The organism is Pantoea agglomerans, assembly GCF_021397715.1.
Classification (GTDB): domain Bacteria; phylum Pseudomonadota; class Gammaproteobacteria; order Enterobacterales; family Enterobacteriaceae; genus Pantoea; species Pantoea astica.
Genome location: NZ_CP090207.1, coordinates 427,118 through 442,300, shown reverse-complemented (window position 1 = coordinate 442,300; position 15,183 = coordinate 427,118). Strand labels below are relative to the sequence as shown.

At 58.6% G+C, this 15,183-nt stretch carries 12 protein-coding genes; 6 read left to right on the top strand and 6 right to left on the bottom strand.

Features of this window, described 5'->3' with window-relative positions; all coding sequences use genetic code 11:
* Window positions 1–4 precede the first annotated feature (4 nt).
* The 6 genes from mdcC (at window position 5) to mdcH (ending at window position 4,545) form a co-directional block, all read left to right on the top strand.
* Window positions 5–304 carry a malonate decarboxylase acyl carrier protein gene (gene mdcC, locus LZU96_RS02100; RefSeq protein WP_233986896.1) on the top strand — a complete coding sequence of 100 codons (300 nt, stop codon included), beginning with the start codon at window positions 5–7 and terminating at the stop codon, window positions 302–304.
* Window positions 297–1,130: a biotin-independent malonate decarboxylase subunit beta gene (locus tag LZU96_RS02095; protein WP_233986895.1), complete on the top strand. Its 834-nt coding sequence runs from the start codon at window positions 297–299 to the stop codon at window positions 1,128–1,130. The genes mdcC and LZU96_RS02095 overlap by 8 nt, the downstream gene beginning before the upstream one ends.
* Window positions 1,130–1,930 (top strand): biotin-independent malonate decarboxylase subunit gamma, encoded by an 801-nt coding sequence (gene mdcE / locus LZU96_RS02090; protein WP_233986894.1) that lies wholly within the window; start codon window positions 1,130–1,132, stop codon window positions 1,928–1,930. The genes LZU96_RS02095 and mdcE overlap by 1 nt, the downstream gene beginning before the upstream one ends.
* Window positions 1,931–2,064: 134 nt before the next feature.
* Complete coding sequence (locus tag LZU96_RS02085) at window positions 2,065–3,024, top strand: AEC family transporter (protein ID WP_233986893.1); 960 nt, start codon at window positions 2,065–2,067, stop codon at window positions 3,022–3,024.
* A 1-nt stretch (window position 3,025) separates the two neighbouring features.
* Window positions 3,026–3,646: a malonate decarboxylase holo-ACP synthase gene (locus LZU96_RS02080; protein ID WP_233986892.1), complete on the top strand. Its 621-nt coding sequence runs from the start codon at window positions 3,026–3,028 to the stop codon at window positions 3,644–3,646.
* Window positions 3,643–4,545, top strand: coding sequence for a malonate decarboxylase subunit epsilon (gene mdcH, locus LZU96_RS02075; protein WP_233986891.1), 903 nt, complete (start codon window positions 3,643–3,645; stop codon window positions 4,543–4,545). The genes LZU96_RS02080 and mdcH overlap by 4 nt, the downstream gene beginning before the upstream one ends.
* Here the strand turns inward: mdcH and LZU96_RS02070 are convergent.
* The 6 genes from LZU96_RS02070 to glgB all read right to left on the bottom strand — a co-directional run bounded on the left by LZU96_RS02070 (window position 4,526) and on the right by glgB (window position 15,178).
* The gene (locus LZU96_RS02070; protein ID WP_233986890.1) at window positions 4,526–5,461 is read right to left on the bottom strand and encodes a LysR family transcriptional regulator; all 936 of its coding nucleotides are present in this window, start codon (window positions 5,459–5,461) and stop codon (window positions 4,526–4,528) included. The two genes, mdcH and LZU96_RS02070, sit on opposite strands and share 20 nt — an antisense overlap.
* A 288-nt stretch (window positions 5,462–5,749) precedes the next feature.
* Complete coding sequence (glgP, locus tag LZU96_RS02065) at window positions 5,750–8,197, bottom strand: glycogen phosphorylase (protein ID WP_233986889.1); 2,448 nt, start codon at window positions 8,195–8,197, stop codon at window positions 5,750–5,752.
* A gap of 19 nt (window positions 8,198–8,216) precedes the next feature.
* Entirely contained in the window at window positions 8,217–9,650 is a 1,434-nt protein-coding gene (gene glgA / locus LZU96_RS02060) for a glycogen synthase GlgA (protein ID WP_233986888.1), read from the bottom strand.
* 62 nt (window positions 9,651–9,712) lie between these two features.
* Window positions 9,713–11,005 (bottom strand): glucose-1-phosphate adenylyltransferase, encoded by a 1,293-nt coding sequence (gene glgC, locus LZU96_RS02055; protein WP_233986887.1) that lies wholly within the window; start codon window positions 11,003–11,005, stop codon window positions 9,713–9,715.
* Window positions 11,006–11,015: 10 nt separating this feature from the next.
* Window positions 11,016–12,998: a glycogen debranching protein GlgX gene (gene glgX / locus LZU96_RS02050; protein WP_233986886.1), complete on the bottom strand. Its 1,983-nt coding sequence runs from the start codon at window positions 12,996–12,998 to the stop codon at window positions 11,016–11,018.
* Entirely contained in the window at window positions 12,995–15,178 is a 2,184-nt protein-coding gene (gene glgB, locus LZU96_RS02045; RefSeq protein WP_233986885.1) for a 1,4-alpha-glucan branching enzyme, read from the bottom strand. Before glgB ends, glgX begins: the two co-directional genes overlap by 4 nt.
* Window positions 15,179–15,183: the final 5 nt, after the last annotated feature.

Sequence of the window (15,183 nt, the reverse complement as noted above, 5' to 3'; positions counted from 1 at the left end):
CGTTATGGAACACATCACATTATCTTTCCCTGCTAACCGCGCACTCAGCGGTAAAGCCCTGGCAGGGGTCGTTGGTTCCGGTGATATGGAAGTGCTGTACACCGCAACCGAAGGGCAAACGCTGAATATTGATATCACCACCTCACTGGATAACAGCGACGCCCGCTGGAAGGCGCTGTTTGACCGCCTGAATCTGATCAACGGCCTGCCTGCCGGACAGCTGGTTATTCACGACTTTGGCGCCACGCCTGGCGTCGCGCGCATCCGTATTGAACAGGTATTTGAGGAGGTGAGTCATGCGTAACGATGCCAGTTTTATTGAATTACGTGCCCGCGAACGCGCGCGCGCGCTGCTGGACGACGGCAGCTACCGCGAACTGCTCGACCCTTTTGAAGGCATCATGTCACCGTGGCTGGCACCGCAGGGTGTGATTCCGCAGTCAGATGACGGCATGGTGGTGGCACGCGGTACGCTGAACGGTCAGCCTGCGGTGGTGATTGCCATCGAAGGGACCTTCCAGGGCGGCAGCATGGGCGAAGTTTCCGGCGCGAAAATGGCCGCAGCGCTGGAGCTGGCCGCCGAAGATAACCGCAACGGCACCCCGACTCAGGCGGTGCTGTGCCTCGAAACCGGTGGCGTCCGCTTGCAGGAGGCGAATCTGGGGCTGGCGGCGATTGCCGATATTCATGCCGCAATTGTTGACCTGCGTCGCTACACCCCGGTGATCGGCATCATTGCCGGTACCGTCGGCTGCTTCGGCGGGATGTCTATCGCGGCTGCGCTCTGCAGCTACCTGATCGTCACTCGCGAAGCACGCCTCGGCCTTAACGGCCCGCAGGTTATTGAGCAGGAAGCGGGTATTGAAGAGTATGACTCCCGCGATCGCCCGTTTATCTGGAGCATGACCGGCGGCGAAATCCGCTATGCCAGTGGCCTGGTGGACGCGCTGGTCAGCGATGGCGTCAATGCGGTGAAAACCGCGATGAACGACTTCATTGCCAAAGGCGTACCGGCGCAGCACCGCAGTGATAAGTATGCGGATTTCCTGCCGCGTCTGAGCAACTTTGATACGCGTCAGCAGGCTGATACCGCCATCATCAAACAGCTTTTCGCCCGGGAGGAAAAATAATGAGCCAGACAAGCAGCCGCGGTGCAACATGGCTGGAAAAACTCGCACCCAATGCGCAGCGCCTGAGCGGGCTGTGCCCTTCTGTTCAGGTGGCTGACGGCGAACTCAATGGCGAAAGCGTACGTTTTATCGCCGTGGTCCCGGATGCTGAAAACCACTATCCGCGTGCCGCCAGAGGCGAAGTCGGTCTGCTGGAAGGCTGGACGCTGGCGAAAGTGGTGAACGAAACCCTGGAAGCCGATAGCAACAGCGCGGTGAAACGGCCGATTGTGGCAGTCATCGATGTGCCAAGTCAGGCATATGGTCGTCGTGAAGAGGCGTTTGGCATTCATCAGGCGCTGGCCGGTGCCGCCGGAGCCTATGCTAAAGCGCGTCTGGCCGGTCACCCGGTGATTGGTCTGATCGTCGGTAAGGCGATGTCCGGCGCATTCCTGGCGCACGGCTACCAGGCGAACCGTCTGATCGCGCTCAACGATCAGGGCGTGCTGGTCCATGCGATGGGTAAAGAGTCCGCTGCGCGTATCACGCTGCGTACCGTCGACGCGCTGGAGAAACTGGCGGCGACCATTCCGCCGATGGCGTATGACGTCAGCAACTTCGCCACGCTGGGCCTGCTCTCTGACATGCTGACCGTGACCGATCCTGATGCGCCGTCAGATGCCGATCTGGCGATGGTTGAGATCTCTCTGCAGAAAGCTATCGCTGATGCACGTCAGGACCCAAGCCTGAAAAACCGGCTGGGCGCTGAAAATCGCCACAGCTCCTCTCTGGTCCGCGAACGTATGCGCGCCAGCTGGTAAACCGACTACAAAACAAAAAATAAGCCTGCCGGAAACGGCCTGGACGGGGCGGATGACCGCCCCGCAATCAGGGCCGCTTTTTAGAATTATAAACATCGTGTTAGTCAAGAATTCTTCTTAAATACAGGTGATTTATGATCTATACAATTGTTCATGCTCTTGCTCCAATCTTTGTGATCATGCTGCTGGGTTTCTGGGCCGGTAAGGCTGGAATGGTTAATAATAAAGACGTTTCACTGCTTAATATTTTTGTGATGGATTTTGCGCTGCCCGCCGCCCTGTTCAGTGCGACGGTTCAGACGCCCTGGCCGGGCATCGTGGCGCAATGGCCATTAATCGTGGTGATTACCGGTGCTATGTGGATCACCTATGCGGCGGTCTATTTTACCGCGACCAAAGTTTTCAAAAAATCGCCTCAGGATGCTGCTGTCCTGACGCTGACCGTTGCGCTGCCGAACTACGCCGCGCTGGGCCTGCCGATTCTTTCCAGCGTGCTGGGTGAAAATGGTGCGACCTCACTCTCTGTTGCGGTATCGATCGCCTGTGGTTCAGTGCTGCTGACACCGCTGTGCCTGCTGATTCTGGAACGTGAAAAGGCGTTTGCTGCCGGTACCGCGCACGGTTCAACCATGACGATGTTGCCGGTGTTAATGTGGCGCTCGCTGAAAAAACCGATCGTGATGGGTCCGTTGATCGGCGTGGTATTGTCGGCGCTGGGTATTAAAATGCCGGATCTGGTGCTGGCGGCGATTAAACCGCTCGGCCTGGCAGCAACCGCCGCCGCCCTGTTCCTGACCGGTGTGATCCTCTCGGCACGTAAACTGAAACTGAATGCGGTAGTTGGCTTCGGTACGATAACTAAACTGTTAATTCAACCGTTTATCGCCTGGGGTCTGGTACTGGCACTGGGTCTGAGTGGTCCGGTGGCGATTACTGCGATTCTGATGATTGCCCTGTCAGCGGGCTTCTTTGGCGTGGTATTCGGCAACCGTTTTGGTGTGCAGTCGCCCGATGCCGAAGCCGTGCTGCTATTAAGTTCGATTCTGTGTATTTTATCGTTACCGCTGTTCATTACCCTGACATCCGGAATGTAATATGAGCTGTTCACCGCGTCCCCACGATCTGCTCTGGCTCAGTTCAGATCGCGCCCTGTCAGCCATCAGCGAAGCGTGGGTCAGTCAGCACTGGCATCACGCGCTGCCGGTGGTGGTCAGGCGCGATGTGAATCGTTCCGGGCTGATTCCGGTGGGTGTGCGCGGTGTAACACGCGAACAGCGCGCTGCCGGCTGGGCAGACCCGGCCGGGATTACGCGCATCGTCACGCCGGAGATGCTGGCCGAACGGCAACATCTGTTCGGTTCGCCGTTTGCGGATTACCCACCGGTAAAGGCGGCGATGGCGCTCAGCGACAGCGTCTGGCCCTGGAGCTGGGGCGTCACCGGCAGTACCGGTTACGCGCTGGCCACGCGGATACCGACGCTGCACGCTGCCAGCGATCTCGACTTGCTGATTCGCGCGCCGCAGCCGCTGGCACGCGACGACCTGCAGCAGTGGCAGGCCCAAACCGAAACGCTGCCGTGCCGTGTGGATACCCAGGTGGAAACGCCGCTCGGCGCGTTTGCCCTTAACGAGTGGCTGCGTGAAGGCCGCGTGCTGTTGAAAACCGCCACCGGACCGGTTCTGACCCCCTCTCCCTGGAGCAGAGATTCCGCATGAAAATTCTTTTTACTTTTCCCGGCCAGGGCACGCAGCGGGTCGGCATGTTGCAGCATCTTCCTGACGGCGAGGCGCTGTTAAACAGCGTACGCGCCGTACTGGGTGATGAGACCGATCGGCTGGACAGTGCTGATGCGCTGCGCCATACCCGTGCGGTCCAGCTCAGCCTGCTGATTGCCGGTGTTGGCTGGGCGCGCGAGCTGATCAGACATGGACTGAAACCCGATATCGTCAGCGGCCTGTCGATTGGTGCCTATCCCGCCGCGGTCATCTCAGGCGCGCTCGATTTCAGCGATGCGCTGCGTCTGGTGGCGCTGCGCGGCGATCTGATGGAGCAGGCCTATCCGCAGGGTTATGGCCTGACCGCCATCACCGGGCTGACGCTCAGCCGGCTGGAGAAGCTGCTGGTCGACAGCAATACCTATATCGCCAACCTTAATGCGGAAACGCAGATAGTGATTGCCGGACGAGATGAGGATATGGCGCGGGTGGCGCAAGCCGCGCTGGACGCCGGGGCGAGTAAAGCCGTCAGGCTGGCGGTGAGTGTGCCTTCCCACTGCGCGCTGCTGGATAAACCTGCCGCTGAACTGGCGACCGCGTTTGAGTCTGTCCAACTTTCGCGTCCCACCTGTGCTTACCTGAGCGGTTCGACCGGACGGGTTATCTGGGAGCCAGAGAAGATTGCCGACGATCTCGCCTTTAATATGGCGCGGACGGTGCGGTGGAATGATGCGGTGATTTCAGCCAACCAGCGCGATGCCCGGCTGGCGATAGAAATGCCGCCAGGCAATGTGCTGACTGGCCTGACGCTGCAGGCGGGCTGGCAGGGCGAAGCCATCTGCATGGAGCGCAACAGCGTTGAGGTGGCGCGGCATCTGGCTAAACGGCTGAGTCAGTAAGGCTACGGGCATACATCCGCCCTTCTGCCGCCAGTGCCAGCAGGTCATGATCGCGTTCACGGCGATGTGAATAGACGATCGAAATCTGCTGGCGCATCTGATAAGGCTCGGCCAGGCTGACCAGCTGGATATTGTTTTCGTAGACTTTTTTCATCCGGCCCGGAATCAGCGCCAGCCCGACACCGGCCTGCACCAGGCTGACCATCGAAAAGATGTCATTGACCCTGGTGACCACTCTCGGTTCAAAACCCGCTACCTGAAACGCCTCCTGAAAACCGGCATAGGTGGCAAAGCCTTCGGCCAGCGAAACAAAATCGCGATCGGCATAGTCACGCAGATCCGCCTGGCGCGTCATATCCAGCGGTTCACCGGCTGGTGCGGCGAGGAAAATGTCATCATAAAACAGCGGGACCACATCGAAGTTCGAGTCGCTGAACTCGCCGTTGTGGGTGGCGATCAGTACCGCGTCAAGAGCCTCATCCTCAAGCATGTTAAGCAGCATCTGAGTGGAGCCCATAGTGAGATCAAGCTCCAGCGTCGGCCGACGCAGCTTCATTCCCATAATCAGCCGCGGAATGGTCTCCAGCGTCAGCGAGTAAAGCGTGCCGATGCGCAGACGGCCACACCCGACACCCGCCACCAGCCGCGCCTCCTCAATGCCTTTACCCATCAGCGCCGTCACATCGCGGCAATATTCCAGCAGCGTCCAGGCGGCGGGTAGCGGCACCAGGTTGCGTCCCTTGTGAATAAACAGCGGGCAATCGATGCCTTCTTCCAGCGTATGCAGGGCGCGGTGAACGCTGACGCTGCTCAGCTCCAGCGCTTCTGCGGTGCGGGCAATATTGCCTTTGTTCATAAACATCATGAAGACACTGAGTTTACGGAAAGTAATCTCGTGATTAATATTGTCACTCATTGTCTGCTCTGCCTGTCTGGTCAAAAGGTGAAACGCATAAAAAACCGGGCTGCATAATAACGTATGCGTCAGCCAGGCCGATATGATCTGGCAAGGCAGCCGCGGCACTTCTGCCGGGGAGTCGATCGAAAAGATCCCGGCGATCCTGCGCCATCAGGGCAGTCCGGGAAGGAGAGTGCGCGAGGCGCCGCGGTCAGGCGGGAGAGCGGAAGGTCACAGCGAATGCGGTGGCGGAGATGACCGGCGCTCACTCTGCGGCCAGGGCTTCAGCCGCAGAGTGAAATCGCGTTACAACCTTATCGGGGAGATATTCCAGATCTCATCGGCGTACTCCTGAATGGTACGGTCCGAGGAGAAGTAGCCCATGCCGGCAATATTCATCGCGGCACGCCGCTGCCATTCGTCCGGCTGACGGTAAAGCGCATCCACCTTATCCTGGGTATCGACATAGCTGCGGTAATCCGCCAGCAGCTGGTAGTGGTCGCCGAAGTTGACCAGTGAATCGAACAGGTTACGGTAACGGCCTGGCTCCTGCGGACTAAATACGCCGGAGGCAAGCTGCGTCAGCACCTGATGCAGTTCCTGATCCTCTTCGTAATACTGGCGCGGGTTATATCCCCCTTTGCGCAGCGCTTCCACCTGCGGCGTGGTATTACCGAAAATGAAGATATTCTCTTTACCGACGTGATCCAGCATCTCGACGTTGGCCCCATCCAGCGTGCCGATAGTCAGTGCGCCGTTCAGAGCAAACTTCATATTACTGGTACCGGAGGCTTCAGTACCGGCAGTGGAGATCTGCTCGGAGAGATCGGCGGCCGGGATAATGATCTGCGCCAGACTGACGCTGTAGTTCGGGATGAAAACCACCTTCAGCTTGTTCTTCACCTGCGGATCGTTGTTGATCACTTTAGCGACATCATTGATCAGATGAATGATGTGTTTGGCAACGTAGTAGGCCGAGGCGGCTTTACCGGCGAAGATATTGACGCGCGGTACCCACTCTGCATCGGGATCGGCTTTGATGCGGTTATAGCGGGTGATCACATGCAGCACGTTGAGCAGCTGCCGCTTGTACTCATGGATACGCTTAATCTGCACATCGAACAGCGCGTTCGGGTCCAGCACCACATCGAGGTTTTTCGCCACCCAGTCAGCCAGACGCCGCTTGTTCTGGTGCTTGGCGACCGCCACTTTTTCAATAAAGGCCGGATAATCGATCTGCGCCTTGAGCTCACCGAGCTGGCTGAGATCGGTACGCCAGTTGCGGCCGATCTCCTCATCCAGCACCTCAGAGAGTGCCGGATTGGCCAGCGCCAGCCAGCGACGCGGTGTAACGCCGTTGGTCTTGTTGCAGAAACGGCCCGGGAACAGACGCGAGAAATCGGCAAACAGCGACTGCACCATCAGGTTGGAGTGCAATTCAGAGACGCCATTAACCTTGTGGCTGACCACCACCGCCAGCCACGCCATGCGAATCCGGCGTCCGTCGTTCTCGTCGATAATCGAAATGCGCGACAGCAGATCCCAGTCATCCGGGTAGTAGTCCTGAATGGTTTTCAGGAAGAAGTCGTTAATCTCGAAAATGATGCTGAGATGGCGCGGCAGAATTTTGCCAATCATATCGACCGGCCAGGTCTCCAGCGCTTCAGTCATCAGCGTATGGTTGGTGTAAGAGAAGACCTGACAGCAGACGTCAAACGCGTTGTCCCAGCTGAACTTATGTTCGTCGATCAGCAGGCGCATCAGTTCAGGGATCGCCAGCACCGGGTGCGTGTCATTCAGGTGGATGGCGATTTTATCGGCCAGGTTATCCCAGGTCTGGTGCATCCGCCAGTGACGATTGAGAATGTCCTGTACGGTGGCCGAGACCAGGAAATACTCCTGACGCAGACGCAGTTCACGACCAGAATAGGTTGAGTCATCGGGATAGAGCACGCGGGACACGTTCTCGGAGTGGTTTTTATCTTCCACCGCCGCGAAATAGTCGCCCTGGTTGAATTTACCGAGGTTGATTTCGTTACTCGCCTGCGCGCCCCATAACCGCAGCGTATTGGTAGCATCGGTGTCAAAGCCAGGAATGATCTGGTCATAGGCCATTGCCAGAATTTCTTCTGTCTCCAGCCAGCGCACCTTCGCGCCTTCATGCTGCACCCGGCCACCGAACCGCACTTTGTAACGGGTATTGAAGCGCTGAAATTCCCACGGATTACCATATTCAAGCCAGTAATCCGGTGACTCTTTCTGCTCACCTTCCACAATGTTCTGTTTGAACATGCCGTAATCATAACGAATGCCGTAGCCGCGACCGGGCATCCCCAGCGTCGCCAGCGAGTCGAGGAAGCAGGCCGCCAGGCGACCCAGACCGCCATTGCCGAGGCCAGGATCGTTCTCCTCTTCCATCAGCTCGGCCAGATCCAGCCCCATCTCATCCAGCGCCTGGTTCAGATCGTCATAAATCCCCATCGCCAGCAGCGCATTGCCCAGCGTGCGGCCCATCAGGAACTCCATCGACAGGTAATAGACCTGCCGCACATCCTGCGACAGCTGAGCACGGCTGGAACGCAGCCAGCGCTCAACCATCCGGTCGCGCACCGCCAGCAGCGAGGCGTTAAGCCACTCATGCTTATTGGCGATAGAAGGATCTTTACCGATGGTAAACATCAGCTTGTAGGCAATCGAATGCTTTAAGGCATCAACCGTCAACGTTGGTGAGGCGTAAGTGAAAGGTGCATTCATATCCAGTTTTCCCAATCCGTTACATCAAACGTTGGTAGAGATCACGGTAGGCTTGTGCCGCCACCTGCCAGCTAAAATCCATCCCCATAGCCTGGCGCTGAACGTAACGCCACAGCGAAGGACGAGACCACAACACAAAGGCACGCCGGATAGCCCGCAATAGCGACCAGGCGTTAGCATCTTCAAAACTGAAACCGCTGGCGATACCGTCCGCCAGGTTCTCTAATGAACTGTCATTGACCGTATCGGCCAGGCCGCCGGTGCGACGCACCAATGGCAACGTACCATACTTCAGGCCATAGAGCTGGGTCAGACCACACGGCTCGAATCGGCTCGGCACCACAATCACATCCGCGCCGCCGACAATGCGGTGCGAAAACGCCTCGTGATAGCCAATCTGAACGCCGACGCTGCCCGGATGCTCGGCCGCCGCGGCGAGGAAGCCCTGTTGCAGCTCGGCGTCGCCCTGCCCCAGCAGCACCAGCTGTCCGCCCTGCGCCAGCAGGCCCGGCAGCGCTTCCAGCACCAGATCCAGCCCTTTCTGTTTGGTGAGACGGCTGATGACGCAGAACACCGGCGCCTTATCATCCACCTTCAGCCCCATCGCCACCTGCAGCTGACGTTTGTTTTCCGCCTTGGCTTCCAGCGTGTCGCGGTTATAGCGCGCGCTGAGCAGCAGGTCATGCGCCGGGTCCCAGATTGACGGGTCCACGCCGTTGAGAATGCCGCTCAGGCGGCCTTCGAGCATCCGCTGTGCCAGTAAGGTTTCCATACCATAACCAAACTCGGCCGAGGTGATTTCATGCGCATAGGTCGGGCTGACCGCCGTGACGTGATCGGCGTAGTAGAGGCCCGCTTTGAGGAACGAGATCTGGCCGAAAAACTCCAGGCCATACATGCTGAAAAACGACCACGGCAGACCAATCTCTTCCATGTGATGCGCCGCGAACAGCCCCTGATAGGCCAGGTTATGCACGGTGAACACCGATTTCGCCGGGCGACCGCGCGCCTCCAGATAGGCGCAGGTCAGGCCAGCATGCCAGTCATGGGCATGAACAATATCCGGTCGCCACATCGCATCCAGCCCGCACGCCAGCTCACAGCCCATCCAGCCGAGCAGCGCGAAGCGCAGATAGTTATCGACGTAGGCAAACTGCGACTCATCATGATACGGACTGCCCGGACGGTCATAGAGCCCCGGCGCGTCAATCAGGTAGATGCCTACCCCGTTAAACTCACCAAACAGTAATCGCACATGTCCGGCAAAGGTATCCAGTTCTGTAACCACCTGAAGATCAGGTATGCCCTTGCGCAATGCTGGAAAAGCGGGCAATAACACCCGCGTATCCGTGCCACCCGCAATTTGTGCTTGAGGTAATGCCCCGACTACATCAGCCAGTCCGCCCGTTTTAAGCAGCGGGAAAAGTTCTGAACAGACATGTAAAACCTGCATCCTCGACCTCATTAAGTTATCAGGCACGATCCGCGTGCCGATTGCGTGTGTTCCGCTATCGCTTACTGCCCGGCCCTGGCCAGTTTAGCCAGCATGGCGCGGGTAACCAGTACGATGCCTTCATCCGAACGGTGAAACCGGCGACTGTCTTCATCAGGGTTTTCGCCGATAACCATTCCTTCTGGCAGCTCGCAGGCGCGATCAATCACACAGCGGCGCAGACGGCAGGATCGGCCAACCACCACATCGGGCAGCAGCACGGTTGAATCAATGTTACAAAACGAGTTAACGCGCACCCGGGGAAACAGCACCGAGTTCACCACCACTGAGCCGGAGATGATGCAACCGCCCGATACCAGCGAGTTCATGGTCATGCCGTGACTGCCGGAACGATCCTGAACAAACTTGGCGGGCGGCAGCGGCTCCATATGGGTGCGGATCGGCCAGGTGACGTCATACATATCCAGTTCAGGCATCACCGAAGCCAGATCAAGGTTGGCGCGCCAGTAGGCTTCCAGCGTGCCGACATCGCGCCAGTACGGCGGCGCGTTGTCGTCGTTCTGTACGCAGGAGAGCGCAAAAGAGTGCGCATAGCCCTCACCGCTCGCCACGATTTTCGGCAGGATATCTTTGCCGAAGTCGTGATTAGAGCCTGGCGTCTGCAGATCCTCTTCCAGCAACGCATAGAGATAATCGGCGTTGAAAACGTAGATCCCCATGCTGGCCAGCGCTTTGGTGTCATCGCCCGGCATGGTCGGCGGTTTTGGCGGCTTTTCGACGAAGTCGATCACCATGTTCTCTTCGTTCACCGCCATTACGCCGAACGCGGTGGCTTCATGCACCGGCACCGGCAAACAGGCGATGGTACATTTCGCCTCGTTGACCACATGGTCCAGCAGCATGCGCGAATAATCCATCTTATAAATGTGGTCCCCGGCAAGGATCACGATGTACTGCGCCTGATAACGGCGAATCACATCAAGGTTCTGCGTCACCGCATCGGCGGTGCCGCGATACCACTGTTCGGTGGAAAAGCGCTGCTGCGCTGGCAGCAAATCCACAAACTCATTCATCTCTTCATTGAAGATCGACCAGCCACGCTGAATGTGCTGGGTCAGGGTATGAGACTGATACTGGGTAATCACGCCAATGCGGCGGATACCGGAGTTAACGCAGTTGGATAAGGCAAAGTCGATAATGCGGAACTTGCCGCCGAAGTGCACCGCCGGTTTGGCGCGTTTTGCCGTCAGGTCGACCAGGCGTGTACCGCGTCCACCGGCGAGGATCAGAGCAACCGTTTGTGTAGGGAGCTGGCGCGCCAGCATCAGGTGTTCTGTTCTATCTAATTTAACCATGTCTGACTCCTTATGATTGCTTTTGGAACACGCACACACCGTGTGCGGGACCATGCCAGACAGTTAACAGGATGGGGTTGTCGTCCCCGGCGAAAGGAGGAAGGGCACGCCATTCTCCGTCTGGTAAGACGATGTCATTCACCGAATCCGTGGCGTTTATTGTTATTAACCAGCGGCCGGACAGCAGGATCTGCAATCTGTGCGTTCCCTGTGCCCATTCATCGTGTTGCAGTGGCTGACCACCGGCATTGAGCCACTGCACATTGCCATCACCGTCCTGCCACCAGCGATCCGCCGTCAGCGCCGGAATGCGCTGACGAAGCTGAATCAGGGCGGCGGTGAATCCAACCAGTCCTTTCTCGTCCGCCTGCCAGTCAAGCCAGCTCAGGGCGTTGTCCTGACAGTAGGCGTTGTTGTTGCCGTGCTGCGTATTGCCGCGCTCATCGCCCGCCAGCAACATCGGCGTGCCCTGCGACAGCAACAGTGTGGTGAGCAAACCGCGTACGCTGCGGCGGCGGCGCTCAATCACATCGAAGCTGACACTCAGCCCTTCTTTGCCGTGGTTGTGACTGTAGTTGTCGCCGTGCCCATCACGGTTATCTTCCCCGTTGGCTTCGTTGTGCTTGCGCTCGAAGCTCACCACGTCCCACAGCGTGAAGCCGTCGTGCGCAGTGATCAGGTTGACAGTGGCGTGTGGCAGCCGGTTCTCATGCTGAAAAAGATCGCTGGAGGCGGCAAAGCGGCGGGCAAACTCGCCGTTGCTTAACGCGCCGTGCAGCCAGTAGCGTCGTGCGGTATCGCGGAACCGATCGTTCCACTCGGCAAACGGCGCAGGAAAATGCCCAACCTGATAGCCGTTGGGGCCGATATCCCAGGGTTCGGCAATCAGCTTGACCTGTGACAGCACCGGACAGGCGCGTATCGCTTCAAACAATGGCGCATCGCGCTGGTAGTCGGGCGTACGGCCCAGCACCGGAGCCAGGTCAAAACGGAAACCATCGACGTGACAGACCTGCACCCAGTAACGCAGCGCATCCAGCGCCCACGCCATCACCTGTGGATGATGCAGATTGAGCGTGTTGCCGCAGCCGGTCCAGTTCTGGTAATCGCCCTGCTCATCCAGCCAGTAGTAGCTGGCGTTATCGATGCCGCGCAGTGAAATTGTCGGGCCGATGGCGTCCAGCTCAGCGGTGTGGTTAAACACCACATCCAGCAGCACTTCGATGCCCGCCGCGTGCAGGTTTTTAACTGCCTGCTGAAACTCCTGCAGCGGCGTCAGCCCATCCTGACCCGAGGCATAGCGCGGATCGACGGCCCACAAGGCAAACGGGTTGTAGCCCCAGTAGTTGCTCAGCCCCAGCTGAAGCAGCCGCGGTTCACTGGCAAAATGGGCAATCGGCAGCAGCTCAATCGCCGTGATGCCGAGCCGACGCAGGTAATCCACCATAACAGGATGGCCGAGCGCCGCGTAAGTGCCGCGCAGCGTTTCCGGAATTTCCGGATGCTGGCGGGTCAGGCCGCGCACGTGCGCCTCGTAAATTACGGTGTTGCCCCACGGCGTGCGCGGCGCGACATCGTCCTGCCAGTCAAAATCGTCGGCGACCACCCGCGACTTTGGCGCGATGGCCGCGCTGTCATGGGGATCGGGTGCGTCAATGCCGCCATGAAAGCGGGGATCGTCCGGGACATCACCGTCAACGGCGCGGGCGCAGGGATCGACCAGCAGCTTAGCCGGATTAAAGCGATGGCCCTGCTGCGGAGCCCAGGGACCGTGTACCCGATAGCCGTAGCGCTGTCCCGGCTTGAGTCGGGGTACATAGCCATGCCAGATATCCCCGCTGCGGCCAGGCAGATCCATACGCTGCTCCACCCCGTTTTCATCAAACAGGCAGAGCTCGACGCGCCCGGCATGTTGCGAAAACAGGGTGAAATTGACGCCTTTGCCATCGTAACTGGCGCCAGGCGGCTGCGGATCGCCGGCCGTTATGGTCATTCGCCCTCCCGCACCAGCCACAGGGTCGCCAGCGGCGGCAGGTTGAGACTCAGCGACTGCGGTCGCCCATGACTCGGCTGCTGATCGGTATGCACGCCGTGGTTGCGCACGTCACTGCCGTGATACTCATGCTGGTCAGTGTTCAGCACTTCGCGCCACCGGCCCGGCTGATTGACGCCAAAGCGGTAACCCGGACGCGGCACCGGCGTAAAGTTACTGACCACGATCACTTCATTGCCTTCACGGTCGCGACGGACAAAGGCAAACACCGAATGTTCCGCATCGTCGACCACCAGCCACTCAAAGCCCTGCGGATCGAAGTCGAGCTGGTGCAGCGGCGTATAGTGCTGATAGGTATGGTTGAGGTCGCGTACCAGACGCTGCACGCCGTGGTGCCAGTTGTCGCCGCCCTCCAGCAGATGCCAGTCAAGGCTGACGTCGTGATTCCACTCGCGGCCCTGAGCAAACTCGTTGCCCATGAACAGCAGTTTCTTGCCGGGGAAGCCCCACATCCAGCCGTAATAGGCGCGCAGGTTGGCGAACTTCTGCCAGGCGTCACCCGGCATACGGTCGAGAATGGAGCGCTTGCCGTGCACCACTTCGTCATGTGACAGCGGCAGGACAAAATTCTCGGTGTAGTTGTACATCATGCCGAAGCTCATCAGGTTGTGATGATAACGGCGATGGATCGGATCGAGCTTCATGTAGTCGAGCGTGTCGTGCATCCAGCCGAGGTTCCATTTGAACCAGAAGCCCAGCCCGCCGCCCTCGGTCGGGCGCGTCACGCCAGGATAGTCGGTTGACTCTTCCGCCATCGTCACCGAGCCGGAAGCGACCGTGCCCAGCGTGCGGTTGGTGTAGCGCAGGAACTCAATCGCTTCGAGGTTTTCACGTCCGCCATACTGGTTCGGCACCCATTCGCCTTCAGCGCGGCTGTAGTCGCGGTAGATCATCGACGCCACCGCATCGACGCGCAGACCATCGATGCCAAAGCGTTCGACCCAGTAGAGCGCATTGCCCGACAGGTAGTTGCTGACTTCACGCCGGCCAAAGTTATAGATCAGGGTGTTCCAGTCCTGATGAAAACCTTCACGCGGATCGCTGTGTTCATACAGCTCAGTGCCGTCGAATTTCGCCAGACCGAAGTCATCGCTCGGGAAGTGGCCCGGCACCCAGTCCAGCAGTACGTTCAGGCCGGCGGCGTGAGCGCTGTCGATAAAGGCGCGGAACTCATCACGGGTACCAAAGCGGCGGGTTGGCGCATACATGCCCAGCGGCTGATAACCCCAGCTGCCATCAAACGGATGTTCGTTGATCGGCAGCAGTTCAATATGGGTAAAGCCCATCTCTTTAACGTAGGGCACCAGCTGCTCAGCCAGCTCTTTGTAGCTCAGCCAGAAGTTATTATCGGTGTGGCGTCGCCATGAACCGAGATGTACTTCATAAATAGAGATTGGCGCATCGAAGGCGTTGGCCGCTTTGCGCTCCTCTTTCATCTCGATCGCATCCGGCAGGCCACAAATCATTGAGGCCGTTTGCGGGCGCATCTGCGCTTCAAAAGCGAACGGGTCCGCTTTGATACGCAGCTCGCCGTTGGCATCAATGATCTCAAACTTGTACAGCTGACCATTTACCGCACCTGGCACAAACAGCTCCCAGATGCCCATCTCTTTGCGCAGACGCATCGGATGACGGCGGCCATCCCAGAAATTGAAATCACCCACTACCGATACGCGACGGGCGTTCGGCGCCCAGACGCAGAAACGGGTACCGGTAACGCCATCGATCACGTCACCGTGCGCGCCCAGCGTTTCGTAGGGACGCAGATGGGTCCCTTCAGCCAGCAGCCACAGATCCATCTCCTGCAGCAACGGGCCAAAGCGGTAAGCATCATCGATCAGGTTCTGCTGGCCGTGCCAGTTCACCGCCAGCTGATAGCGGAAACGGTTTTTGCGGCGTGGGATCACACCGCTGAAAAAGCCGCGTGCATCTTCGCACGCCAGCTGGGCAAGTTTACGCCCGGTGGAGGTTTCAATAACCCACACTTCCAGCGCTTCGGGTAACAACGCCCGGACTTCCAGGCCTTGCTGAGTCTGGTGCATCCCCAGTAACGCAAACGGATCGGCATAATTACCTGCAAACAGGGCGTTGATCGCATCGCGATCGGGAAGCTCTGACATGACTT